This is a genomic window from Parapedobacter sp. SGR-10 (genome assembly GCF_011030405.1).
GTDB lineage: Bacteria > Bacteroidota > Bacteroidia > Sphingobacteriales > Sphingobacteriaceae > Sphingobacterium.
On sequence record NZ_JAAJTJ010000006.1, the window covers coordinates 58,866 to 84,389 of the forward strand.

The following is a 25,524-nucleotide window of genomic DNA, read 5'->3' on the forward strand; positions in this document are numbered from 1 at the left end:
TTTGTGTGTTTTTCCTAGATTAATAAACGTAACATAAAACCTCACCACCTACATTCTGTAAGCGGGCTTCCTTATCTGTCATGACACCTTTGGATGTAGACAAGATAGCAATACCCAAACCGTTCAAAACGCGGGGCATGTTTTCGACATTTGCATACTTTCTTAAACCAGGTTTACTCACACGTGTCAATGTGCGAATAGCCGGAACTTTGCTAATTGGATTGTACTTCAAGGCAATCTTGATTGAACCTTGAGGTCCTTCTTCGACGAATTTGTAATTAGCAATGTAACCTTTGTCAAAAAGAACTTTGGTGATCTCTTTTTTAAGGTTCGATGCAGGAATCTCAACAACCCTGTGGTTGGCCTTAATGGCATTCCTTACTCGGGTAAGGTAATCCGCTATTGGATCTGTATTCATTATGTATTTAAAAATTGTGACAATGGTTTCTATGACTAACCGAAGCCAAAGACCTATTATCTGTTTATAAAATGTGCTTTACGAAAAAACCCGACACTGTCTAAAACGATCTGTTAAACTCTTTATTCTGTCATACTGAGGCTTGCCGAAGTATCTAAACACTCACAAATCTGTATAGTTTCCAGATCCTTCACTTCGTTCAGGATGACAGAGAGATCAACCATCAGCACTTTTTAGACAGCGCCTGGGCAAAAGTAAATATTTTTTTTAAATTACCAAGAAGCTTTTCTTACCCCTGGGATTTTTCCATCCAATGCCATCTCACGGAATGTCACACGAGAGATACCGAATTGGCGCATATATCCTCTTGGGCGACCGGTCAGCTTGCAACGATTGTGCAAACGTACAGGTGAAGCATTCTTTGGCAATTTGTCCAATGCAGCATAGTCTCCGGCTTCTTTCAAAGCGGCACGTTTAGCTGCATATTTAGCTACCAATTTTTGACGCTTAAGTTCGCGTGCTTTTAATCCTTCTTTAGCCATTGTTGTTCGTATTTTGATTTTTGAATGGTAAACCGAATTGTTTTAACAGTTCCAAAGCTTCTACATCGTTCTTGGCAGAAGTCACGAAAGTGATATCCATACCTTGAATCTTGTTGATCTTATCAATGTTGATCTCCGGGAAGATGATCTGCTCGGTGATACCCAGGTTGTAGTTGCCTCTTCCATCGAAACCTTTGTCATTGATACCACGGAAGTCACGGATACGTGGCAAAGATACCGATACCAAACGATCCAGGAACTCGTACATATTGTTGTCACGCAATGTCACGCGAGCACCGATAGGCATTCCTTTACGCAATTTGAAGTTAGAGATATCTTTCTTCGATTTGGTAGGCACTGCTTGTTGGCCTGTGATCAACGTCAATTCGGCTACAGCATTGTCGATCAATTTTTTGTCTGCGGTAGCAGCTCCGATACCTTGCGATACGACTATCTTTTCAAGTTTCGGAACTTGCATAACGCTTTTATACTGAAATTTTTCTTTAAGCGCAGTACGGATCTCCTCCGCATATTTCGCTTTTAATCTTGGTACGTAAGTCATTATTTAATTTCCTCCCCTGATTTTTTAGCGTAACGAACTATTTTGCCATCTGCATTCACTCGACGACCGACGCGAGTAGGTTCACCTGTTTTTGGGTCGATCAAAGCCAAGTTAGAGATGTGGATAGCGGCTTCCTTCTCGATGATACCACCTTGAGGATAAGCTGCGCTTGGTTTGGTATGCCTTTTCACTTTATTTGCCCCTTCTACGACCGCTCTATTGGCATCTACCAATACCCGCAATACTTTTCCTTGTGCACCTTTAGAGTTACCAGCGATAACTTTCACCAAATCACCTGTTTTGATCTTGATTTTGTGCGTAGTTGTTTTTTTCTTCTGTGCCATAATTATAAAACCTCCGGTGCTAGTGATACAATCTTCATGAACTGTTTCTCACGCAACTCTCTAGCCACAGGGCCGAAGATACGTGTTCCACGAGGTTCATCGTTATTATTCAACAATACAGCAGCATTGTCATCGAAACGAATGTAAGAACCATCTTTACGACGTATCTCTTTTTTCGTACGAACTACGACTGCTTTGGAAACGGTCCCTTTTTTAACGTTTCCTGAAGGTAAGGCGCTCTTAACGGTAACAACAACTTTATCACCGATAGATGCATAACGCTTGCGCGTACCGCCCAATACACGGATCACTAAAACTTCTTTAGCTCCGGAGTTGTCGGCTACATTTAATCTTGATTCCTGTTGTACCATGTTATTTAGCCCTTTCTAAAATTTCAACCAATCTCCAGTTCTTTGTCTTGCTCAGCGGACGTGTTTCCATGATTAATACCGTATCGCCGATACCGCAGGTATTTTCTTCGTCATGAGCTTTGAATTTAGTAGTTTTCTTTACGAACTTACCATAGATAGGGTGCTTCACTTTACGTTCTACAGCCACTACGATGGATTTGTTCATCTTGTTGCTAACTACTAAGCCGATTCTTGTTTTTCTTAAATTTCTTTCCATTTCGACTTAAATTTTATGCCTCAGCGGCTGTTTGGTTTTTCGCTTCGTTATTACGCTTCGATACCTCGGTAGAGATACGTGCGATGTTCTTGCGAGCTGCACGAAGAACGTTAGGGTTCTCTAAGGCAGAAACAGCATGTGCAAATTTTAATTTGTTTAGAGCAGCTTTCTCTTCTTTGAGCTTAGCTGTCAAATCCTCTGTTGATAATTCTACGATTTCTGAATATTTCATCTTATTTCAGTGTTGTGCTGGGTTATCAATCCTGTTTATGCAGTACCTTACGGGTAACGGCCATAAGGCTAAACGATTGACATTACCAACGATTCTTATGCTTCAACGTAATCTCTACGTATCACAAACTTAGTCTGCACCGGCAATTTTTGTGCGGCAAGACGCAAAGCTTCCTTCGCGATCTCCAATGGCACACCTTCTGCTTCAAATAGCATACGGCCTGGGCGTACTACGGCTACCCAATATTCGGGAGCACCTTTACCCTTACCCATACGTACCTCTGCAGGTTTTTTAGTCACCGGTTTGTCGGGGAAGATACGGATCCACACCTGGCCTTCACGTTTCATGTAACGTGTCACCGCAATACGAGCTGCCTCGATCTGACGGCTGGTGATCCATGCTTCTTCCATCGATTTGATACCAAAAGAGCCAAAAGCCAACTCTGCACCACGTGTAGCGTTACCTTTCATACGGCCTTTCTGCATCTTTCTGAACTTCGTTCTTTTTGGCTGTAACATGTTCGTATTTTGTTTTTAATCCCGACTATGGTCGGGAACAATGCTAAATCTTGTTGTTAATTAATCTTTCTTTGGACCACGGCTTGCACCACCACGTCCGCCACGGTTGTTGTCACGACGGCCTCCGCGGTTGTTGTCACGACGATTGTCACGACGATCACTACCTTCGTTTCCGCCACGTGTTTTGGTGTTGGATGTCTGACCGATATTTGGAGACAAGTCACGTTTACCGTAAACTTCGCCTTTACATATCCAAACTTTCACACCAATCTTACCGTAAGTAGTCAAGGCTTCTGCCAAAGCATAATCGATATCTGCACGGAAAGTATGCAAAGGAATTCTTCCTTCTTTGTACTGCTCAGTACGTGCCATTTCAGCACCGCCAAGGCGTCCCGAACACATGATCTTGATACCTTCAGCACCCATACGCATGGTCGAAGCGATAGAAGTCTTCATAGCACGACGGAAAGAGATACGTGCTTCCAATTGCTTGGCAACACCTTCAGCAACTAGTTTGGCATCCAATTCCGGGCGTTTGATCTCGAAGATGTTGATTTGAACGTCTTTTTTCGTCAGTTTCTTCAACTCTTCTTTGATCTTGTCAACTTCTTGGCCACCCTTACCGATCACGATACCTGGACGAGCCGTGTGGATCGTCACCGTGATGCGTTTCAAAGTACGTTCAATCACAACTTTTGCTACACCACCTTTGGCGATACGTACAGAAAGGTATTTTCTGATTTTCTCGTCTTCAACTAATTTATCGGAATAGTTCTTTCCGCCGAACCAGTTAGAGTCCCATCCTTTGATGATTCCTAACCTGCTACCTATTGGATTTGCTTTTTGTCCCATTCTTTACTTTAAATTAGTTGTTAACGTTATTTACACTATCTACTACCAAAGTCACGTGGTTTGAGCGCTTGCGGATTCTGTAACCACGACCTTGTGGTGCGGGGCGCAATCTTTTCAACTGACGACCACCACCTACAGATACCTCTTTTACGAATAGCGCACTATCTTCCAAAGAAGCACCCTCGTTTTTAGCTTCCCAGTTTTTGATTGCCGACAATAACAATTTTTCTACACGAGCTGCAGCTTCTTTACCTGAGTGTTTCAAGATATACAAAGCTGTTTCCACTTTTTCGCCACGGATAAGATCCACTACCAAGCGCATTTTGCGCGGTGAGGTAGGGCAATTCAATAATTTGGCAGTAGAAGCTCCTCCTACTTGAGCTTTTTCCTGCTCTTTACGCTGTCTGATCAAGACAGATTTTTTGAGTTTTTTTGTTGCTTCCATTACCTATTATTTTTTCTTTTCTGCGTGGCCTCTGAATGTACGCGTAGGCGCAAACTCACCAAGCTTGTGACCAACCATGTTCTCTGTTACATACACAGGAATGAATTTGTTCCCGTTGTGCACTGCGAAGGTATGACCGACAAAATCAGGTGAGATCATTGATCGGCGAGACCATGTCTTGATAACTGACTTTTTGTTGGTTTCATTCTGGGAAAGAACTTTTCTTTCCAAGTTATGATCGATATAAGGACCTTTTTTAATTGAACGAGCCATTATTTTTTCCTTCTTTCAATGATGTAACGATTCGATATTTTCTTCTTAGCACGTGTCTTGAAGCCTTTAGCCAACACGCCTGTACGTGAGCGAGGATGACCTCCTGAAGTACGGCCTTCACCACCACCCATTGGGTGATCTACTGGGTTCATCGCCACACCGCGTACGCGAGGACGACGTCCCAAGTGACGTTTACGACCAGCTTTACCCAATACTTGGTTAGCTTTCTCCGCATTCGATACCGAACCGATAGTTGCTACACAGGTTGCAAGGATCATACGTGTCTCGCCCGAAGGCAATTTGATGATGGCATACTTGCCGTCACGTGCAGACAATTGCGCATAGGTACCAGCCGAACGAGCGATAGAACCACCTTGACCGGGGTTAAGCTCGATGTTGTGGATGATAGAACCCAATGGAATGTTTGACAATGGCAGGGTATTACCAACTTCTGGGGCTACTGCATCACCTGCTACCACCGTCTGGCCGACTGTCAAGCCCGCTGGAGCTATGATGTAGCGTTTCTCACCATCAGCGTAGTGCAACAAGGCAATACGTGCTGTACGGTTTGGATCATACTCGATCGTGGCTACTTTTGCAGGGATATCTTTTTTATCGCGTTTGAAATCTATTAATCGGTACACTCTCTTGTGCCCCCCACCGAGATAACGCATAGTCATTTTACCGGACTTGTTACGACCGCCTGATTTCTTGTTAAGGCCGACTACGAGAGATTTCTCAGGAACGTTAGTTGTAACGTCCGAATAGTCTGCACCTACTCTGAAACGAGTACCAGGGGTTACCGGTTTGAATCTTTTAACTGCCATTTTTATTATATAACACTGTAAAAGTCAATAGTTTCACCATCTTTTATTGTAATGATGGCCTTCTTATACTTAGGAGCTCTACCAGAGACAAAACCTGCTTTTGTATAGCGGCTTTTTGCTTTACCGGCTACGACTGCTGTGTTTACTGCCAATACAGTGACACCAAACATTTCTTCGACGGCTTGCTTGATCTGGATTTTGTTGGCTCTGTGATCTACTTTGAAAGCATAACGGTTCAATTTTTCCGTCAACAATGAAGCTTTCTCGGTCAAGATAGGTTTTTTGATAATTTCCATATATTACTTAGCGAATGCTTCCTCCAAAGTTTTAACAGAATCTGTGGTCAACAAAAGTTTTGTCGCATTCAACACATCATATGTGTTCAAATCCGAAGCGGCAATTACTTTTGCTTTCTTCAAGTTTCTGCTTGATAAATAAACATTGTTATTGTGCGCTGGCAAAACCAACAAGGTTTTTTCGTCAGCGACATTCAACGCATTGACAAAAGCTACATAGTTTTTAGTCTTGACCGTGTCGAAGTTGACTTCGTCCAATACCAAAACATTGTTTTCCTGTGCTTTGTAGCTCAATGCTGATTTACGTGCCAATTGCTTCAATTTCTTGTTCAATTTGAAGCTGTAGTCACGTGGCTGAGGACCGAATACACGACCACCACCATTAAACAATGGAGATTTGATAGAACCTGCACGAGCACCACCTGTACCTTTTTGCTTATGCAATTTACGAGTGGACCCTGCAATTTCGTTACGTTGTTTTGATTTGTGAGTACCTTGGCGTTGGTTCGCTAGGTATTGTTTTACATCCAAATAGATCGCATGGTCGTTTGGTTTCACACCGAATACCGACTCAGGTAGTTGCACCTTGGCACCTGTTTCTTTACCTGATACATTTAATACGTTAACTTCCATCTCTACTATTTGTCTACGATTACATAAGAACCTTTAGCTCCGGGTACGGAACCACTCACAACGATTAGGTTTTGTTCAGGGTAAACTTTCAAAACTTGCAAGTTTTGGATTTTCACTCTGTCTCCACCTGTACGACCTGCCATGCGCATTCCTTTGAATACACGTGAAGGCCATGAAGAAGCACCCAATGAACCTGGAGCACGTAGCCTGTTGTGCTGACCGTGAGTCGCACCGCCTACACCACCAAATCCGTGACGCTTCATGACACCTTGAAAACCTTTTCCTTTGGAAGTACCGACTACATCTACGTACTCGCCTTCTTCAAAAATAGTCACGTCCACGGTGTCTCCTAGTTGTTTCTCATCCTCGAAGGTTTTGAACTCAACCAGTTTACGCTTAGGAGTCACTCCTGCTTTTGCGAAGTGTCCTTTTAAAGGGGCTGTCGTGTTCTTTTCTTTGGCATCGTCAAAGCCAAGCTGAACAGCGGAATAGCCATCCTTCTCTACCGTACGTATCTGCGTTACCACGCACGGCCCAGCCTCGATTACTGTACAAGGGATATTCTTCCCTTCAGCGTTGAACAGGCTGGTCATTCCTACTTTTTTACCAATAATTCCTGACATGTTATAAATTAAATTAATTAAAGTCCATCGAAGCAGTAGGGCTTCGTTCAAGACACACTTTTCCCAATAAGGGACTGCAAAGGTATAAACTTTTTTATAAGTATCAAATAGTTAACGAATTATTTTTTTTCGACAGCATGCCACAAACGAAGTAGAGACACAATACCTTGTGCCTCTACCCTAAAAAAATTCTTATATTAGAACACTAAACAGTATCCGGTTTCTTTCTATTCATCCAATAATAAACAGGAACTCCCGTCAGAATCAAAATAAACCCCGGCCAGGTATATTGTGGTTTATAGATAATAAGCAACCCACAGAATAAGGTTCCGATGACAAGGTAAATAAGTGGTGTGACGGGGTACAAAAACGTCTTGTATGAACGCTCTATATCAGGTCTTTTTATACGTTGATAGATCACTCCAAAAACGGTGACCATATAAAAGATTACGATTACAAAAGACACCATATCAAGCAAATTCCCGTATTGTCCGCTCAAACACAACATCGACGCCCAGATCCCCTGCAACCATAAAGATCTTTCAGGTACATCATACTTGTTATTTGGGATAGCTTGCTTAAGAAAGAGACCATCCTTGGCCATCGTCTGAAACACACGGGCTCCCGACAGGACGATACCATTGACACAACCAAACGTGGATATCATGACCAGCAACGCCATCAAAACCGTACCTGCTTGCCCTAATAATTTTTCTGCAGCGGCGACAGCCACACGATCATTGGCAGCAAAGGCAATTTCATCCCTGCTCAACGCCGCTAGATAGATATAGTTGCACATCAAGTATAACAGCATAACCAAAGAGGTACCGATGACCAGGGACCGTACTACATTTTTTCTGGCGTTGACAATTTCACCCGACACAAAAGTCACATTTTCCCAGGCCACGCTACTGAATATGGAGCCGACCATTGCTGCGGCGATACCCCCCATCAGTGCTGCTCCCGAAATACCCTGCCATCCTTCTCCGCCAAAATTTTGAAAAGCTTGCCATCCCATGCTCATATTATCCCAAAAGAAATTGTTTTTAATGAGAAATACACCTCCTATGATCAGCACGATTAAGGCCAGTATCTTCGCTACGGTAAAAAACGACTGCACCACCTTACCACTACGGATCCCTTTGGTATTGATAAAGGTCAACAACAATACTATACCCACCGCCAGCACCTGTATCCACGTAATCATAAATGTTCCATTCTGGTATATGGGTGGAGCATCATTGAGCGAAGGGAAGATATAAGCCGTAAACTTACCAAAGGCAACCGCAACTGCCGCAATAGTTCCCGTCTGTATGACCGTAAACAAACTCCAACCGTACAAGAAACCCGTCATCTTGCCAAAAATCTCAGTCATATAAGCATACTGCCCACCCGCTTTGGGATACATGGACGAAAGTTCCCCGTAACAGATCGCTGCAGCTACGGTAGCTATAGCAGTGATGATCCAAACCGAAAGCATCCAATAGCCCGAACCCAGCTGCCGCATCATGTCCGACGAGACAATAAAGATACCACTACCGATCATAGAGCCCATCACGATCATCGTCGCATCCCATAAAGTAAGTTGTTTTTTCATAAAATCAGTTTATAGCGGCATAAACCTACATAATTAATACGTAAAATCTATAATATCGCACCTATTATTTTATTTTACACATAAAATTTATCTGTTGTTCACACAAAAATTAAAAAACAACTCTTATCTTCATAGTGTTATTACTAGTGTATGAGAATATTGTCATTATTGCTCCTTTCACTCGCTGCCCTTACTGTATCATATGGTCAGACAGGCTATCCCGTGCCAACCGACAAGAACAACCTCTTGTTTTATATCCAACATGATCGGGGACAAAACACGTACGTATATAAAGCAAACCTAAACGGCTCCAAAACATTTGTAAAAAACGAACCCATCATCGTATACAGGCAAATCTTCGAAGAGAATGGACAGGTCAAACCCCTGACAAAAACTCAACGACTCTTTGCTTATGGGATAAAATCTTCCAAAGCCAACACCAATACCTACGAAACCCATGTGGTCTCCCTACCCGAACAGAAAATCACCGTCACACTTGATAAGGACAGTGTCCCCATTGCAGAAACATCGGTGAATGGCACAAAGCTCATCCTGGAAAGGATTTTCTTAAAATTGACCGAGGGCACAAGTGGATTGGGCACTAAGCTGGATTATATCATCTTCTACGGAAAGGATAAAAATGGAAAGTCCGTCGAAGAAAAGTTGATGATGTAGGGGCAAATTACATTTGCCTTCACTGTCTGTAGAGTTCTGAAAGGTCTCTATCCGCCGGTAGTCGGACACGTGGGCTTTTTTATGATCGATAGCCTGACCACCTTATACCCTTCATCCGTAGTCTACTTCGCTTCACACTACGGATAGCTACGTCATTACAAAAGAGAATCCAATAAAAAGCCTTTTTGGATTGTGGTCCAAAAAGGCTTTTCCGAATCTTAAAAGAAAAAAAGATTAACCTTCTGTTTCTTCCGCGTTTTCTGTTGCTTCAGTAGCTTCAGCTGTTGCTTCCACAGCAGCTTCGGGAGCTTCAGCTTCCGCAACAACCTCTTCGGTTGTTTCTTCTTCAGCAGGGGCTTCTTCTACCGGTGCATTCTTAGCTGCGATAGCAGCAGCTTTATCTGCTTTTTTCTTGGCTTCGGCAGCCAAGGCTACCTTTTTAGCTTCTTCTTTTGCGTTGGCCAGGCCTGATTTTTTACCTTCGATCCTTGCTTCTTTTCCTTCTACCCACTGCACAAACAGTTCTTCGGCTTTAGCTTCGTCGAAAGCACCTTTTTTCACACCACCTTGCAAATGTTTTTTGTAAAGGACACCTTTGTAAGAAAGGATAGCACGAGCAGTATCGGTAGGCTGTGCACCAACATTCAACCAATACAACGATCTATCAAAATCCAATACGATGGTTGCCGGGTTGGTGTTTGGGTTATAAGAACCTAAGCGCTCGATAAATTTACCGTCACGTGGAGCACGTGAATCGGCTACTACTACGTGGTAAAATGGTTTTCCTTTTTTACCGTGTCTTTGCAATCTGATTTTAGTTGCCATGTTTTGCTTTTATAGTTATGTATTCAACATATCCCCCGTACTTCGTGCAAGAGGGGATGCAAAGATAGCAATTTAAAAGAGAAAATAAAATAATTTTATACCTTTACGGCTTTCGTTGAGCTATGGGGGCAAAAACAAAGTCATTTGGACTATTATTTATATTCATTACAGTTGTCATCGATTCGGTCGGTCTCGGTATCATTATCCCTGTTATGCCCAAGCTGATCCAGGAACTCATCCACGGCGACATTAGCCTAGCCTCACAATATGGAGGTTGGTTGGTCTTTGCCTACGCCATTACACAGTTCTATTTTGCATCCGTACTGGGCAATCTAAGCGATCGTTTCGGCAGACGCCCCGTGCTATTACTTTCTCTATTTGGCTTTTCTATTAATTATCTTTTGATGGGTATTGCACCAAGCATTGCCTGGCTGTTTATAGGACGACTGGTAGCCGGGATTACAGGTGCCAGTCACACCGTCGCAGCCGCCTATATCGCCGACATCAGCACACCTCAAAATAAAGCCCAAAACTTTGGTCTTTTAGGTGCGGCTTTTGGCCTAGGCTTTATCATCGGCCCTGTCATTGGAGGGATATTAGGGCATTACGGCGCACGTATCCCTTTCTTTGCGGCAGCAGGACTGTGCGGCCTAAACCTTCTTTACGGATATTTTGTGGTACCCGAATCATTAAACAAGTCCTTGCGCCGGCCATTCAACTGGAGAGCTGCCAATCCCATTGGCACCTTCTTCCATTTGAAATCCTATCCGGCCATCCTTCCACTGATCACCTGTATATTCCTGATCAATATTGCCGCAAATGCCGTACAAAGCGTATGGTCTTATTATACAATGGAAAAATTTCAGTGGACCGAACGGATGGTGGGACTCTCCCTAGGTTTTGTGGGCACGCTCCTCATGATCGTTCAAGCGGGGCTTATCCGCATCCTGATTCCTAAACTGGGCCTTGTCAGGGCTATTTTGATCGGAATTTCATTGATGACTTTGTCTTTCCCGTTATTTGGTCTAGCCAATCAATCGTGGATGATGTATGTGATTAGCATCCCTTATGTCTTGGGTGGGATTGCAGGGCCTTCTATACAAAGCTATATCTCCAACCTTATCCCCCCAAACGAACAGGGACAAATACAGGGAGGTATCACTTCGGTGATCAGCCTGACAGCCATTATAGGCCCACTGATCATGACCAATTTGTTTTCCTATTTTTCAAGTAAAGATACTCCCATTTACTTTCCAGGGGCCCCATTTATATTGGCGGGCATTTTGGCCTTGACAGCATTGACCATCGCTGCCCGATATTTTAAAAGAAACAAGACAAACTAACTTTCTTTTTGCAGCAAACAAACTGCATACGCCACTACTCCTTCTTGTCGTCCGATAAAACCCATGGTCTCATTGGTCGTGGCTTTGATAGATATATCATCCGTGTCCAGCCGTGTCGCCTGTGCCAACTTCTCCTTCATCTGTGCAATGTATGGCTTGATCTTGGGTGCCTCCAAGCATAGCATCGAATCGATATTGCCCAATCTCCACCCTTTTGTACTAATGAGGTGCACGCACTCTTCCAATAGCAGTAAGCTGCTTACATTCTTCCATTTCGGATCCGTGTTGGGAAAATGATAGCCGATATCCTCCAGATTGGCGGCACCCAAAATAGCATCGCAAATAGCATGCACCAATACATCTGCATCCGAATGACCAAAAGCACCCGAATGGTGATCCAACCGAACACCTCCAACAACAAAAGGATGCCCTTCTTTCATCTGATGAACATCAAAACCAAAACCTACCTTAATCTTCATAAAGAACGAAATTAGCATATATTTCGTTGGGAAACAAAAGATATACGTATCTATATTATTTGAAATTTAACATTTTTTAAGCTTTTTTTTGATCTATTTTCAAATATTCATTCCTTCATACTTGATGTTTTGTATCAAAATATTCATAACTTTGGCCATTATAATAATCATCATTGCAATGAATTATTCCAGATTAGCGGTTTTTGTCTTGTTAACGGTTTTTGGATCGACAATCCTCTTTACGTCCTGCAAAAGCTCTAGAAACAATGTTTCTGACAAAACAGGTGTACGATACAACGATCCTTATAACGGTGGGCTTCAGATCAATCGTAAGATCACGGAAAGCCCCGGTCCCGGCCTGGTAGCTATAGAAGGAGGCTCTTTCGTCATAGGCGGCAGTTTGAATGAAGATTTGGGATACACCCACGACAACTTAAAAAGACGGGTTACCATTCCCTCATTTTATATCGATGAGACTGAAGTATCCAATGCCGATTGGCTGGAATATCTCACCTGGATAGCCAATAACTTCCCGCAGGACGCACGTCTCTATTATGAGGCCCTGCCCGATTCCTTGGTATGGAGAAATCCACTATCCTACAACGAACCTTATGTCAATCTGTATTTTCGCCACCCTTCCTTTCAGGATTATCCGGTAGTGGGAGTCACATGGGAACAGGCTAACGCGTACTGCCAGTGGAGAACAGATCGTGTGAATGAACATATCCTGCGTGAACGTGGTATTTTGGTCGATTACAAAACCCTTAGTGAGCAAGGAGGCGGCGATGCACAGCAAGCTTACAATACAGAAATGTATCTGAATGGTCAATTAAAAGGTGATGGCATCGATGGAAAAAAAATGCCTAAAGACAATCGGCCAGGCGCGGCAAAAGATGCCAAACGTCCCGCACGTATGGAAGATGGCATACTGAAACAACCCTATCGCCTACCTACAGAAGCCGAATGGGAATATGCAGCATTGGGGCTCGTCGGCAACACCTATGATGGCAATATCGAAACTGCACGTACCTACCCATGGAATGGATTGGGTGTACGTGACGCGAACAGAAAGAACCAGGGGCGTATGATGGCCAACTTCAAGATCACCAGCGGCAATAACATGGGTATTGCCGGCGATCTAAACGACGGGGGCGACATTACTGTTCCTGTAAAAAGCTATAGGCCCAATGATTTTGGTCTATACAATATGGCCGGAAATGTCAATGAGTGGGTAAGTGACGTCTATCGCCAACTGTCCTATGAAGATTTCGAGGATTTCAATCCTTTCAGAGGCCATGTATTTACCAATAATCTCTATGAAAGTGGAGAATCATTGGCATTGGCAAAGGATAAATACGGCCGTCCTATAAAAGTACCGGCTAAGGCTCCTCGCAAACAAACGTGGGACGAACTACAAGCGTCTAAAGCTGCTGACCCCAACTCTACCACTTACGACTATGACGTGAGGGGGTTCAAAGATGAAGAACAAAAGGAACTTTACGGCAAGGTAACCTTAGTCAACGATAAGTCAAGGGTATATAAAGGTGGTTCGTGGAACGATAGAGCCTACTGGCTCAATCCTGCTACCCGTCGCTTCATGCAGCAGGACGAGTCGAACGCTATGACAGGCTTCCGATGTGCGATGACCATGGTCGGCAATAACAACTTTGTTGTAAGATAATGAACACTAAAGGCTTTTCAATGAAAAGCCTTTAGTGTTCATTGATTATCCTATTTCCTATCCGTCTTCCTCAATTCTCATTTCAGTAATAACCTAAACATAAGAATATACATTGGTTATCGCAATCCTATGATGATACCAGCGCGGATTTTCCATAAAAATTTGCTCAGTATTAGTATCTTCGTGTATATATACCTCTTGTGATGAAAAGTATTATCTGCCTTTTATGTATTTGTTTTTCTTCCTACAGTTGGGCACAAGGTATATTCCGGCTACCCGATCGCAAACCACACTCCTTTCACTTTGAGCTCATTAACAATATAGTGTTGGTTCCGGTCACTATCAATGGTATAGAATTCACTTTTTTGTTGGACACAGGGGTAAAGGAGACCATTCTATTTGCACAGGCTAACGATTCTCTCTATCTACACAATAAAAATAAAATGACATTTCATGGAATGGGTAGTGGCGAGGGTATAGAAGGCCTCCTCTCTACAGACAACGTTGTCAAGGTAGGCAACGTCGCGATAGACACACTGCATTGGATCTATGTCATTCAAGCAAGTGACCTCGATATATCGAGTAATATAGGTGTAGCCATAAATGGCATATTGGGTTCAAAATTTTTCAATAGTTTTCCAATTCACATCGATTACACAAAATCAAAAATCACACTTTACCCTCCAGGATATGACTACAGCGATATGCGTAAAGGATACCAAAAAACAGCTATCCGTATCGAAAACGAACGGCCTTATATACGGGCAAAGATACAGGTAGATCAAGAATGGATGGAAGGCAAAATGTTGATCGACATGGGCAACACTGATCCGATGATGATTTTTTCATTTTTGTTGCCTCATTTCACAATCAAAGCACCATATGTAGACGAGTACCTAGTAAGGGGAATCAATGGTGCTATATATGGAAAAAGGAACAGGGTACGAAAGTCTGCAATAGCAGGTTTTGAATTGGCCTATCCCATTGTTTCCTACCCAAATTCGGATGCTATCATCAAAGACCGACTGACAAAAAATAGAATAGGATCAATAGGCAATCAAACCCTGCAACGCTTTCACCTCTTTATGGATTATGCAAGAGAGGAGATGTATTGGAAAAAGAACAAATGGTTCAAAAAACCCTTTTTGCTGAATATGGCCGGCATGGATGTACAACATACCGATATGATCTGGACGGAGGAGAAAATACCCATACCCCGAACCAAGAAACAAGAAGAAGATAGAATGGAGCATGGGATTACGATATATCTTTCCGACCATCATTTCCAATATAATTTCGTGTTGAAACCTCAGTACAAAGTCGCTGGAGTCCGAAAAAACTCTCCGGCAGAAAAAGCTGGAGTACAGGTCGATGATATATTGCTGAAAATAAACGGAACACCTGCACAAAACCTCTCCCTTTCCAAAATAATGACCCGATTGCAATCACACCCTGGTGACGAAATCAGACTGACCGTACAAAGAGGTGAAGAGATTAAAAATATTAGGTTCCATTTGGTGGATCCTATTCCATATTTGTAGTCTCTACCTTCTTTCAACGTGAAAGCCCGGCTTTTCAACCGGGCTTTACAATTTTTATCCGAAAAGAATTATGCCTCCGGAGCATCCGGCACCGTAGGAGCTGGAGCCTGATCTCTTTGAGGTTTGTCTTCTCTTGGAGGACGAGGCAACAATACTTTACGCGAAAGCTTCATCTTGCCCTGCTTGTCAATATCCAATAATTTGACCTTCACATGATCACCTTCTTTGAATATGCCGTCCATATTTTCCAAGCGCTTCCAATCGATCTCCGAGATGTGCAGTAAGCCATCTTTACCCGGCATGATCTCTATGAATGCACCGAACGCCATGATAGACTTCACTTTACCTTCGTATATTTCGCCTATCTCCGGTTTAGCTGCAATAGCTTTGATACGGGAAACAGCAGCATCGATAGAGGCCTTGTTGTCGGCAAATACCTGTACGATACCTTTGTTGTCCACCTCCTCAATAGAGATTGTAGCTCCTGTTTCACGCTGCATTTCCTGGATAATCTTTCCACCCGGCCCGATCACTGCACCGATAAAATCCTTATCGATGGTCAATTGGATGATACGAGGTGCATGAGGCTTGTAGTCTTCACGTGGAGCAGAAAGTGTATTGTTCATCTCATTCAAGATGTGGAGACGAGCCTCTTTCGCCTGATCCAATGCCTGTGTCAACACTTCCCATTTCAAACCGTGGATCTTCAAGTCCATCTGACAGCCTACGATACCATTGGCCGTACCTGTCACCTTAAAGTCCATATCCCCCAAATGATCTTCATCACCCAAGATATCCGAAAGGATAGCATATTTGCCTGTTTTCTCGTCAGTAATCAATCCCATTGCGATACCGGATACAGGAGCTTTCAATTTTACCCCGGCATCCATCAGCGCCAATGTACCGGCACAGACCGTAGCCATCGAAGACGAACCATTGGATTCAAGAATATCCGAAACCACACGGATAGTATATGGGTTTTCCTCATCTGCAGGCAATACCTGTTTCAATGAACGCATCGCCAGATTACCATGACCTACCTCACGACGGCCAGGGCCCCTATTTGGACGCACTTCTCCCGTAGAGAATCCCGGAAAATTGTAATGCAGGATAAACTTGTTGTATCCATAGATAAATGCGCCATCGATCATCTGCTCATCATCTTTGGCACCCAAAGTAACCGAAGTCAACGACTGGGTTTCCCCACGGGTAAAAACCGCAGAACCATGTGCTGCAGGAAGATAATCCACTTCTGACCAGATTGGGCGTACCGTACGCACATCACGACCATCCAAACGGATACCTTCGTTCAATACGAGGTTACGAACAGCCTCATACTGTACATCATGGTAATATTTTTTCAATAAAAATGCTGTTTCTTCATCGATCTCCTCACCCAAAGTCGCAAAGAACTCTTCACCAATTTCGGTAAACTTTTCAGTACGCTCATGCTTAGTCGAACCCGATTTGGCGACAGCATAGACTTTATCGTAAGTAGCTTGGAATATCGCTTCACGCAATGTAGGGTTGCTTGGCTCGTGGTTAAACTCGCGCTTCGCTTCCGAACCTACCAATTTAGCCAACTCTACCTGAGCCGCTACTTGTTTTTTGATCGCTTCGTGTGCAAAAGCAATAGCTTCTACCATTTCGGCTTCCGAGATTTCTTTGGCCTCTCCCTCTACCATGACAATATCCTGTGCAGAACCGGCCACGATAAATTCCAAGGTCGCCTTTTCCAAAACGGAACGTGTAGGATTGACGACCAACTCTCCATCGATCTTAGCCACACGCACTTCAGATATAGGTCCGTTGAATGGAATATCCGATACCGCTATAGCGGCCGAAGCAGCCAAACCTGCCAAAGCATCCGGCATGATATCCTTATCTGCCGAAATCAACGAGACCATGACCTGCGTATCCGCGTGGTATGTCTCTGGAAAAAGTGGACGCAACGCCCTATCGATCAAACGTGAAATCAACACCTCATAATCCGACAATCTTGCCTCACGACGCAGGAAACCTCCCGGAATGCGACCCGTAGCCGCGTATTTTTCTTGATAATCTACGGATAGTGGAAGGAAATCCGCCCCCGCTTTGGGTTCTTTGGACGAAACCACTGTAGCAAGCAACATCGTTGCTCCTTGTTTTAACACTACCGAACCATCGGCCTGTTTGGCCAATTTACCGGTAGACAATTCGATAGGAGCCAAACCGTTTCCTAACTCGATTGTAACTTTTTTTTCGTTGTAACTCATTGTGTTTTACTTGTGATGCGTATTCCTCTTTATTTGACGCATCTATTTTTTAGACTTTTAAAAATTCAAGCAAAGGTAAGGAAAAAATTCAGTATCAAATGTAAAATAGCGTAGAGAGCATAAAAAAACCATCCCGATATATCGGGATGGTTTTCTGTTCTTTTACTAAAAGATTATTTTTTGATAATATCACGTAGACCCAATGCTTTGATAATGGCACGGTATCTCTCGATATCTTTTTTGTACAAATAAGCCAACAACGAACGACGCTTACCTACCAATTTCTGTAGTGCAAGCTGCGTATTGAAATCTTTTCTGTTTTTTTTCAAATGCTCAGTCAAGTGAGCAATTCTTTTAGTGAATAAAGCGACCTGGCCTTCTGTAGAGCCTGTGTTGGCAGCTGAACCGGCAAACTCTTCGAAAATGCCTGCTTTGTACTCTTTACTTAAATACATCTCTTGAATAATATTAAAGCGTTATAAAATTTATTAATTGCCTGCAAAGGTAGGAATTAAATTTGAGAATGAAAACAATTTGGAAATTTGAAAATTGTAGACTTACAGATTGGCAAATCACCACATTTCCAAATCATCTCATCTCCTCATTTCCAAATTATCACACCTTCACATAAATTCCCTTTTTGTCCAGTACATAACCCACTGCCCACATCAGCAGCATATAGCACAGAGCATAGGCAAAAGATCCTATTTCCGGTGGGCCCGGTATCATGGCGCATACATTGTTATAAAACCAGGCAAAGGCTGTTGTGTACAGTTGCACACCATCTGCATCGAATCCATTCGGAATCCTAAACAAGCCTACAAAACGCACCAACAGCGCACTAAGCACATAGATAAACAACGGATTTTTGCCAAAAACATCAAAAAATCTCGTGATACCGTTTCGAACTCCTTGCACCTCTATATACCAAATCATTGTTCCAATCGTTAAGGCACCAAGCCCTGCAGTGTACAATACATACGAACTCGTCCAAATCTTCTTATTGATCGGAAAACCCAACGACCATACATAGCCCAGCACTACCAAAATAAATCCTGTCACAAACAATCCCGATAGCAGTTTAAAATGCGACTCCTTCGACAAAGGGACTTTTGCCCACAACCAGTCTACCTGCCCTTGATTTCGGATAAACAAACCCGTCAGATAACCAAAAACAACCTGCACAATCGCAGGGAGTGTACTCGCCAATCCCTCTGGATCAAACGGCACGCCCTCCCCTTTATACATATGGGCCACCCCTAAAATCTGTTTATCTATTGCCGTTCCGAACCATCCCTCCAAACTATACGGATCCTCTCCTCCTAGTGCGATGCACAATCCCCAATACGACAACAATATGCCCGTTGAAATCCAGATAATGGCTTTAGGTTTAAAATAAAAAGCCAGAATAGAGGCAAAGAAGTAAGCCAAAGCAATACGTTGCAATACACCTAAGATCCGTATTCCCCGATTTGGATCATCGGGGTCCACCCAATGCTTGAATACCAATTCCTCCCCCTTCCATTTCACAAAAGGCCACCACATGATCAACAGACCTATTAAAAAGATAATGACAGTCCTTCGAACAACTTTTCTCCAGAATACACCTGAGCCCCCCTCCCGAAGACGCGGCATCACAAATGCCATGGCATTACCCACGGCAAATAAAAAAAAAGGAAATACCAGATCAGTAGGTGTACAACCGTGCCACTCGGCATGTCCCAAAGGCACAAAAATGTATTTCCATGTTCCTGGATTATTAACCAGGATCATGAAGGCAACTGTCGCGCCCCGAAAGACATCCAACGAATAATAGCGCTGTGGTTTCATCGATTAGACTATTTCCCAAACTTAGGTAAAATGCCCCACATTCACCAATACTTCACGGTAAAAAACCAAATCCCTAAACAACCCTTGTATTACACCCTCGGATTAACATAATTTAACAACACAAGCTCTGTTTTGGCACGAGGCTTGATCATTACTTGGTAATTCATAATTTAGGTTAATAATTGGTTAGTTGGAAAATCCCGTAGCTCCCCGCTACGGGATTTTCTTTTCTGCACTCTTCATCAAAAATTATATTTTTTTACCCCCTAATTCTATCAATTTTGGCACAACTATTGATGGTATTTTAGTAATTCATATTTAGGTTAATAATTGGTTTGGTAAAAAATCCTGGAGTTCCCCGCTTCAGGATTTTTTTTATAGAGATATGTTCAAAAAACTTTGAGCCCAAGCCCAAGGCTTTAAACCTTGGGTTAAAGATTTAGTTTTTTTTAACATGCAAAAATGCTGTAATAATTGGTAAATTTGTACAGGACTATAGAAATGGGTCTATTGTACCTTTTAAATCAATTTGCTACAACTGCATGTCAACTGCCCAAGTTAATCTGTTTACGCTATACATTTGCACTGTATTTGCACTTGTGCTATTCTCCAATTGCAAAGGTGTAAAAAAACACAACAGTGCTTATGACAAAGTAAATGTACAAGAAGATGAAAAAGAATACAGCTTTTCCCAAAATTTCACGAGCAAGTACAACATCCTCTATAACGCCAACCTGATGCTGGAAAATGAACAGGAAGCCATCTTTAACAGTTCATCAAAAAATTATCAAATCAGACAAACCGTCTTTGACGAACCTACGGCTGAAGGAGATGCACACACCTTAATGGATTCGCTGATCACTAAGGTCTATAAAATCGTCAACAAAAAGCAGGAAAGCAAATATGTCAATGAAGCCTATTTCATCCTTGGCAAGGCCAATTACCTCAAAGGAGCATATCACACATCCATAGAGTTTTTCAACCAACTCCTGCGCTCGGCGGAAGACCAGCAAGAATACCTCCCCTTGGCTTTCGCATGGAAATCGCGGGCACTATTGCAAATCGGAAAGGCCGAGCAGGCCAAAACCATGATCGATTCGGCCTACATCACCCTCGACGACAACAAGTCTACACGTACCTTCGTAAACGCCGCCAGGGCAAATTACCTCATTCGTACAGGTGACGAACAAAAGGCCATCCCATATCTGGAATATGCTTTGGAATCCAACAAAAACCGCTTAGACAAAATGCGTTGGCAGTTTCTGTTGGCTCAGTTATACAAAGAGTATGGCGAAGCCAATAAGGCTTTGCAATATTTTTCTAAAATTTCCAAAGGAAATGTACCTTTCGATATGGCCTTTGAAGCTTCTCTACAAAGCTCTTTTTTAAAAGGAGAAAAATACAGCTCCGTAAATGATCAAGTGAAACCTTTGTTGAGGATGTTGCGTGAAGGAAAGAATGAAGGGTATCAAGACCAGATTCTTTTCCAAGCCGGCGAAGTATATTTTCAGAAAGGGCATCCCGAACAAGCAGTGACTTATTACAAACGATCACTTGCACAACCCACCCGAAACAATTACCAGGCAACTGAAACGTACCTGAAATTGGGTGACTATTATTTCGACCAAAAAAACTACCTTACGTCCCAGTCTTACTATGATTCGGCAGCAATGGTTCTTCCTACGGACTACACCGATGTCAATAAGGTACGGAAAAAACTAGGCTATATGGCCGAGATCACTGGCTTGTTTCACGATATCTCCCACAAGGACACACTATTGAATCTAGCAGCCTTGAACGAGAGGGACCTAGATAGCACCGTGAGCCAATATGCCGCGGCACAACTGGAAATAGAGAAGAAAAGATATGCAGAAGAGACTGCTCAAGCCAATAAAAAGAAAAGGAACAACAATACCCAAACTTTTTCCTCTTCTACCACAACAGCATTCCAAGCCTTGGATCAACAGGAACTCGTATCCGGGTCTGGTACGGACAGAGCTTTTTATTTTAACAATCCGGACGAACGCGTGCTTGGTCAAACCACATTCAAACGCCGCTGGGGGAATCGACAACTCAAAGACAACTGGCGCTATGAAGCCGACCACTCCATCAACCTCAGTCAGAATACCACTTCTGCTCCTGTACAGGACACCGTGGAGAAGAAGACTGCAACATTGGATGAAGAAGCTTTTGTACATACCATAAAAAACCGCTATCTAAACGCTGTCCCTAAGGATAAAGCCTCCTACGATGGATTACATCAAAGCATCCACGACAATTTGATCATCATCGGCAATATCTATAGAGACAATACCCAAAATAGCCTGGAAGCAATTCACGTGTACGAGGATTTCTTACGACGGTACCCCAACACACAAGAAGGTCCTTCAATCTACTATTCACTCTATAGGATGTACGACGATATCGACAAGAGAAAATCCAATGAATATAAAGAAAGGCTGATTAAATTATTCCCCAACTCCCTACATGCAAAAGTAGCACAAGATCCAGCCTATATGGACAAATACCGACGAGACAAAAACATACTCGACCGTTTGTTTGAGCGTCTGTTTGACCTTTATACCAAAGGTGATCATACGGGTGTGATCTCCGAAGCCGACCGTGAACTCCAAGGCCGTTTTGAAAATTCAGCCTTAGTCGCACAGGTAGAATACCTCAGAGCGCTGGCGGTGGGACGTGTCGGCCGTGTGGAAGACTTTACTCAAGCTCTTTCGGCTATCATTCAAAAACACCCCACCGATAGTTTGGTCACACCATTGGCAAAGGAAAACATAGCTTTCATGGAACAACACCCCGAAATGTTTACCAACCGCGTCAATGCCCTACAAGATATTGACAAGAGTAGAATCGCTTTTGTGGACGAACCGAATATGACAGCTTGGCCCTTGCTGCATATCGAAGGTGATTACAGGAGCAGTATAGCCTTGGCGGTAGAAAAGCCCAAACCTATCGAAGAAACGGTAGAACCCAAGCCTGTCGAAACCCAGAAAGAAGAAGTGACAGAGACTAAGGAAGTCGCTAAGGTAGAAGAGAAGAAAGAAGTACAGGAAGCAGTGGAGGTAGCGAAAGTGGAAGAAGAAAAGAAAGAAACTGAAGTCAAAGGACAAGAAAATCTAACTGCTACAACTGTGGAAGAGCAGAAAATAAAAGAACTGAAAGAACTGGAGGTAACCAACAAAAACATCGGTCTTCAAAACCAACTGACGACTGAAGCCAGCTTAAGGTTAAATACACGCAATATCGGAGCCGCCTCTATTGATGTAGGACCTAACGACTACAAGGACAAAAAACTATTTCCGGATACAGCAGAATATTATTTTGCTATAAATGTCATGGACAACAGCGTAAATCTTGCACCGAGTCGTTATGGTATAGGACAGTTTAACAGGACGCGATACCAAAATACCGCCATTAACCATCAATTGAAAGTAGTCAATGGCGAAAACCAATTGGTTTTTGTAGGCCCTTTCAAGAATTTTGAAGAAGTCAAGTCGTATGAGGCACGAATTTTGCCGATGATGCCAGAAATCATGAAGGTACCGGCAGACATTTACAATACGTTTATCATTACGAAAGAGACTATACCTTCATTGACAGATGGCGTTAGTATTCGACATTATCATCAAAATTACATAGAACAATAATAGCTGGCGCACGAATCCTTTCGTGTGTCCGAGAACAAGCACACGAAAGGATTCGTGCGCTAGCATAGGAATCAAACAATATAGCATAAGTTAGGTAATTATACATTATCAGTATATGAGAAGAGAATCGAAAAACAATAAATTGACACAAGAAGATATCACACAGTACACACGGACATTTTGGAAGATTCTGATCGGTGCGGTACTGTTCGTTTTTTTGTTTCTGCTGAGTGTACGTTTAGGGATTTTCGGCAAACTGCCAAGTTTCCATGATCTGGAAAATCCAAACAGCAACCTGGCATCCGAAATCATTACAGAAGACAACAAGGTATTAGGAACCTATTATGTCGAAAATCGTTCCAATGTCAAATACAGTGAGTTATCCCCTTATCTGGTCAAGGCCTTGATTTCTACCGAAGACAAGCGTTTTTACAGTCATTCCGGTATTGATTATTGGCGGACGGTGACGGTCGTATTCCACACCTTGATGAACAACAAACAAGGAGGCAGTACCATTACGCAACAGCTAGCCCTTAATCTTTTTGCCGAAAGGAGAGAAAGAAACACATTGAAGCGTGTCATGCAAAAGCTGCAGGAATGGATCACTGCAGTACGTCTGGAACGAAATTATACCAAAGAAGAGATCATCATGATGTATTTCAACACCGTAGACTTTGGCTATAAAAACACGTTTGGCATCAAGTCAGGAGCACGCACATTCTTCAATACTACGCCGGACAAGCTCACCGCTGAGCAAGCAGCCGTTTTGGTTGGTATGCTCAAAGGCCCGACGATATACTCTCCCGTAAGAAACCAAGAAAATGCTGTACGCAGACGAAATGTCGTTCTGATGAATATGCACAAAGAAAACTTCATTACCAGAGAAGAGTATGACGCCGCAAAAGAAAAGCCTTTGGTCTTGCACCTCAACATTACAAACCATGCGGAAGGTCTGGCACCTTATTTCAGGTCGGTATTGAAAGATGAGATCAAAAAGGAATTTCAAAAACTTTCTATTACCAAAGCCGATGGCTCTCCCTATGACTTGGATCGCGATGGGCTGAAAATATACACGCCGATCAATTATAAAATGCAGCAATACGCCGAGGAAGCACAGAAAGAATGGATGCAGACGCTCCAACGAGAGTTTGACAAACAGTGGAAACGTAGAGATGCTTTTACGGGCAATAATGCCAAATTGTTGCAATCCGGAATGAAACGTTCGGATAGATACAGAGAGATGAAACGCAACGGAGCTTCAGAAGAAGATATCAAAAAAGCATTCAATACCAAAGTGCCTATGACCCTTTTCAGCTGGAAGGGCAGTATAGACACGATGATGACTCCGATGGATTCCATCAAATACAACAAACTGATTCTCCGCAATTCTATGATGGCGATGGAACCCCTTACAGGACATATCAAAGCCTGGGTAGGAGGAATCAATTTTGAGCACTATAAGTACGACCAGGTCAAGATGGGTATACGGCAAGTAGGCTCCACTGCAAAACCATTTACCTACGCAGTCGCTATCGACAACGGGTATTCTCCATGTTATACCTTGCCAAACCACCAACAGACATATGGCAACTGGACACCACGTGGTACGGTGCAAGGGGGAGATCCCATTACCTTAAAAAATGCGCTCAAATACTCTCAAAACTACGCCACTGCCTACATTATCAATGAAGTAGGAGCTTCCAATGTAGCTGCCCTTACCAAAAAGATGGGGATTACTTCCAATGTCCCAAATTACCCATCTATTTCATTAGGAGCCTATGAAGCGTCGGTGTTTGACATGGTAGGTGCGTATTCGGCCTTTGTCAATCACGGTACTTGGATAGAGCCCACCATGATCCTACGCATCGAAGATAAAAACGGCACACCTATCTACGAGCGGACGCCAAAAGTAGTCAAAGCCTTAAACAGTGAATCGGCCTATATCATGGTCGACATCCTAAAAGGTGTCGTCGACGGCGGTACAGGTAGCAGGCTACGCCGTAAGGAATACGGTGGGTTGACGAATCCTATCGGTGGTAAAACAGGAACAACAAACGACAACTCCGATGCTTGGTTCATCGGGATCACACCCGAGCTTGTAGCAGGAGTATGGACAGGTGCAGAAGACCGGGGAATCAGCTTTAACAATATGCAATATGGACAAGGAGCCGCGGCAGCCTTGCCTGTCTATGGACTTTTCATGAAGAAAGTATATGATGATTCGACGTTGAATTATTCCAAAGGGGATTTTCCTAAGCCTCCGGGGGGGATGACCCGTGTACTGGACTGTTCGGAATATTCCAAATACGACGGCTATTCTACCGAACCGCAGCTGGATGATGATAGATTAGGGTTTTAATGTTGGATTATCCAAAAGGCTCGATTTTTCACTTCACCATTCTGAGCCAGACAAGGATCTTATCATAGTCTTGCTTTATTTA

27 protein-coding genes are annotated in these 25,524 nt (G+C 43.1%); 6 read left to right on the forward strand and 21 right to left on the reverse strand.

Translation table 11 applies throughout. The annotated features are described in order from the left end of the window. Nucleotides 1–19: 19 nt before the first annotated feature. The 16 genes from rpsH to G5B00_RS06960 all read right to left on the reverse strand — a co-directional run bounded on the left by rpsH (nucleotide 20) and on the right by G5B00_RS06960 (nucleotide 8,789). Nucleotides 20–421, reverse strand: a complete 402-nt coding sequence (gene rpsH / locus G5B00_RS06885) for a 30S ribosomal protein S8 (RefSeq protein WP_410510762.1) — start codon at nucleotides 419–421, stop codon at nucleotides 20–22. A gap of 269 nt (nucleotides 422–690) precedes the next feature. After that, nucleotides 691–960, reverse strand: coding sequence for a 30S ribosomal protein S14 (gene rpsN / locus G5B00_RS06890; protein ID WP_163872551.1), 270 nt, complete (start codon nucleotides 958–960; stop codon nucleotides 691–693). After that, nucleotides 953–1,522 (reverse strand): 50S ribosomal protein L5, encoded by a 570-nt coding sequence (gene rplE, locus G5B00_RS06895; protein ID WP_163872553.1) that lies wholly within the window; start codon nucleotides 1,520–1,522, stop codon nucleotides 953–955. The genes rpsN and rplE overlap by 8 nt, the downstream gene beginning before the upstream one ends. Next, nucleotides 1,522–1,866 (reverse strand): 50S ribosomal protein L24, encoded by a 345-nt coding sequence (gene rplX / locus G5B00_RS06900; RefSeq protein WP_163872555.1) that lies wholly within the window; start codon nucleotides 1,864–1,866, stop codon nucleotides 1,522–1,524. Before rplX ends, rplE begins: the two co-directional genes overlap by 1 nt. A gap of 2 nt (nucleotides 1,867–1,868) precedes the next feature. Then, nucleotides 1,869–2,237 carry a 50S ribosomal protein L14 gene (gene rplN, locus G5B00_RS06905; RefSeq protein WP_130143044.1) on the reverse strand — a complete coding sequence of 123 codons (369 nt, stop codon included), beginning with the start codon at nucleotides 2,235–2,237 and terminating at the stop codon, nucleotides 1,869–1,871. 1 nt (nucleotide 2,238) lies between these two features. Then, on the reverse strand, nucleotides 2,239–2,493 hold the full coding sequence (gene rpsQ, locus G5B00_RS06910; RefSeq protein ID WP_134091323.1) for a 30S ribosomal protein S17: 255 nt from the start codon (nucleotides 2,491–2,493) through the stop codon (nucleotides 2,239–2,241). 13 nt (nucleotides 2,494–2,506) lie between these two features. Then, nucleotides 2,507–2,725 carry a 50S ribosomal protein L29 gene (gene rpmC, locus G5B00_RS06915; RefSeq protein ID WP_163872557.1) on the reverse strand — a complete coding sequence of 73 codons (219 nt, stop codon included), beginning with the start codon at nucleotides 2,723–2,725 and terminating at the stop codon, nucleotides 2,507–2,509. 95 nt (nucleotides 2,726–2,820) lie between these two features. Then, entirely contained in the window at nucleotides 2,821–3,243 is a 423-nt protein-coding gene (rplP, locus tag G5B00_RS06920; RefSeq protein ID WP_163872559.1) for a 50S ribosomal protein L16, read from the reverse strand. 60 nt (nucleotides 3,244–3,303) lie between these two features. Beyond that, on the reverse strand, nucleotides 3,304–4,095 hold the full coding sequence (gene rpsC, locus G5B00_RS06925; protein ID WP_163872561.1) for a 30S ribosomal protein S3: 792 nt from the start codon (nucleotides 4,093–4,095) through the stop codon (nucleotides 3,304–3,306). 13 nt (nucleotides 4,096–4,108) lie between these two features. Further along, nucleotides 4,109–4,540 (reverse strand): 50S ribosomal protein L22, encoded by a 432-nt coding sequence (rplV, locus tag G5B00_RS06930; RefSeq protein ID WP_205966338.1) that lies wholly within the window; start codon nucleotides 4,538–4,540, stop codon nucleotides 4,109–4,111. Between the two features lie 6 nt (nucleotides 4,541–4,546). Continuing rightward, nucleotides 4,547–4,813, reverse strand: coding sequence for a 30S ribosomal protein S19 (gene rpsS, locus G5B00_RS06935; protein WP_163872563.1), 267 nt, complete (start codon nucleotides 4,811–4,813; stop codon nucleotides 4,547–4,549). Beyond that, a complete protein-coding gene (gene rplB / locus G5B00_RS06940) occupies nucleotides 4,813–5,640 on the reverse strand; it encodes a 50S ribosomal protein L2 (RefSeq protein WP_163872565.1) in 828 nt (275 codons plus the stop codon). The genes rpsS and rplB overlap by 1 nt, the downstream gene beginning before the upstream one ends. Nucleotides 5,641–5,645: 5 nt before the next feature. Continuing rightward, nucleotides 5,646–5,936, reverse strand: coding sequence for a 50S ribosomal protein L23 (gene rplW, locus G5B00_RS06945; RefSeq protein ID WP_163872573.1), 291 nt, complete (start codon nucleotides 5,934–5,936; stop codon nucleotides 5,646–5,648). A gap of 3 nt (nucleotides 5,937–5,939) precedes the next feature. Continuing rightward, nucleotides 5,940–6,569 (reverse strand): 50S ribosomal protein L4, encoded by a 630-nt coding sequence (gene rplD / locus G5B00_RS06950; protein ID WP_163872575.1) that lies wholly within the window; start codon nucleotides 6,567–6,569, stop codon nucleotides 5,940–5,942. A gap of 5 nt (nucleotides 6,570–6,574) precedes the next feature. Then, nucleotides 6,575–7,192, reverse strand: a complete 618-nt coding sequence (gene rplC, locus G5B00_RS06955; RefSeq protein WP_163872576.1) for a 50S ribosomal protein L3 — start codon at nucleotides 7,190–7,192, stop codon at nucleotides 6,575–6,577. Between the two features lie 205 nt (nucleotides 7,193–7,397). Beyond that, nucleotides 7,398–8,789, reverse strand: coding sequence for an APC family permease (locus tag G5B00_RS06960; RefSeq protein ID WP_163872578.1), 1,392 nt, complete (start codon nucleotides 8,787–8,789; stop codon nucleotides 7,398–7,400). 150 nt (nucleotides 8,790–8,939) lie between these two features. Here G5B00_RS06960 and G5B00_RS06965 point away from each other — a divergent pair, with 150 nt between their 5' ends. Then, nucleotides 8,940–9,464 (forward strand): DUF4833 domain-containing protein, encoded by a 525-nt coding sequence (locus G5B00_RS06965; protein WP_163872580.1) that lies wholly within the window; start codon nucleotides 8,940–8,942, stop codon nucleotides 9,462–9,464. 234 nt (nucleotides 9,465–9,698) lie between these two features. On the opposite strand, the gene G5B00_RS06970 is transcribed toward G5B00_RS06965, so the two are convergent. After that, nucleotides 9,699–10,289 carry a 30S ribosomal protein S16 gene (locus G5B00_RS06970; protein ID WP_163872582.1) on the reverse strand — a complete coding sequence of 197 codons (591 nt, stop codon included), beginning with the start codon at nucleotides 10,287–10,289 and terminating at the stop codon, nucleotides 9,699–9,701. A gap of 122 nt (nucleotides 10,290–10,411) precedes the next feature. Here G5B00_RS06970 and G5B00_RS06975 point away from each other — a divergent pair, with 122 nt between their 5' ends. Continuing rightward, the gene (locus tag G5B00_RS06975) at nucleotides 10,412–11,632 is read left to right on the forward strand and encodes a TCR/Tet family MFS transporter (RefSeq protein ID WP_163872583.1); all 1,221 of its coding nucleotides are present in this window, start codon (nucleotides 10,412–10,414) and stop codon (nucleotides 11,630–11,632) included. Here the strand turns inward: G5B00_RS06975 and ispF are convergent. Further along, nucleotides 11,629–12,111: a 2-C-methyl-D-erythritol 2,4-cyclodiphosphate synthase gene (gene ispF / locus G5B00_RS06980; protein WP_163872585.1), complete on the reverse strand. Its 483-nt coding sequence runs from the start codon at nucleotides 12,109–12,111 to the stop codon at nucleotides 11,629–11,631. The two genes, G5B00_RS06975 and ispF, sit on opposite strands and share 4 nt — an antisense overlap. A 151-nt stretch (nucleotides 12,112–12,262) precedes the next feature. On the opposite strand from ispF, the gene G5B00_RS06985 reads away from it, so the two are divergent. Next, on the forward strand, nucleotides 12,263–13,792 hold the full coding sequence (locus tag G5B00_RS06985) for an SUMF1/EgtB/PvdO family nonheme iron enzyme (RefSeq protein WP_240894415.1): 1,530 nt from the start codon (nucleotides 12,263–12,265) through the stop codon (nucleotides 13,790–13,792). Between the two features lie 203 nt (nucleotides 13,793–13,995). After that, nucleotides 13,996–15,333 carry a PDZ domain-containing protein gene (locus G5B00_RS06990; protein WP_163872591.1) on the forward strand — a complete coding sequence of 446 codons (1,338 nt, stop codon included), beginning with the start codon at nucleotides 13,996–13,998 and terminating at the stop codon, nucleotides 15,331–15,333. Nucleotides 15,334–15,401: 68 nt separating this feature from the next. On the opposite strand, the gene pnp is transcribed toward G5B00_RS06990, so the two are convergent. From pnp to G5B00_RS07005, 3 genes are all read right to left on the reverse strand, one after another. After that, nucleotides 15,402–17,588, reverse strand: a complete 2,187-nt coding sequence (pnp, locus tag G5B00_RS06995; protein WP_163872593.1) for a polyribonucleotide nucleotidyltransferase — start codon at nucleotides 17,586–17,588, stop codon at nucleotides 15,402–15,404. A 173-nt stretch (nucleotides 17,589–17,761) separates the two neighbouring features. Beyond that, nucleotides 17,762–18,043 (reverse strand): 30S ribosomal protein S15, encoded by a 282-nt coding sequence (gene rpsO, locus G5B00_RS07000; RefSeq protein WP_163872596.1) that lies wholly within the window; start codon nucleotides 18,041–18,043, stop codon nucleotides 17,762–17,764. A gap of 160 nt (nucleotides 18,044–18,203) precedes the next feature. Further along, nucleotides 18,204–19,418, reverse strand: coding sequence for an acyltransferase family protein (locus tag G5B00_RS07005; RefSeq protein WP_163872599.1), 1,215 nt, complete (start codon nucleotides 19,416–19,418; stop codon nucleotides 18,204–18,206). Between the two features lie 542 nt (nucleotides 19,419–19,960). On the opposite strand from G5B00_RS07005, the gene G5B00_RS07010 reads away from it, so the two are divergent. Next, the gene (locus G5B00_RS07010; protein ID WP_163872602.1) at nucleotides 19,961–23,083 is read left to right on the forward strand and encodes a tetratricopeptide repeat protein; all 3,123 of its coding nucleotides are present in this window, start codon (nucleotides 19,961–19,963) and stop codon (nucleotides 23,081–23,083) included. A 115-nt stretch (nucleotides 23,084–23,198) separates the two neighbouring features. Then, complete coding sequence (locus G5B00_RS07015) at nucleotides 23,199–25,442, forward strand: penicillin-binding protein 1A (RefSeq protein ID WP_163872605.1); 2,244 nt, start codon at nucleotides 23,199–23,201, stop codon at nucleotides 25,440–25,442. Nucleotides 25,443–25,524 lie beyond the last annotated feature (82 nt).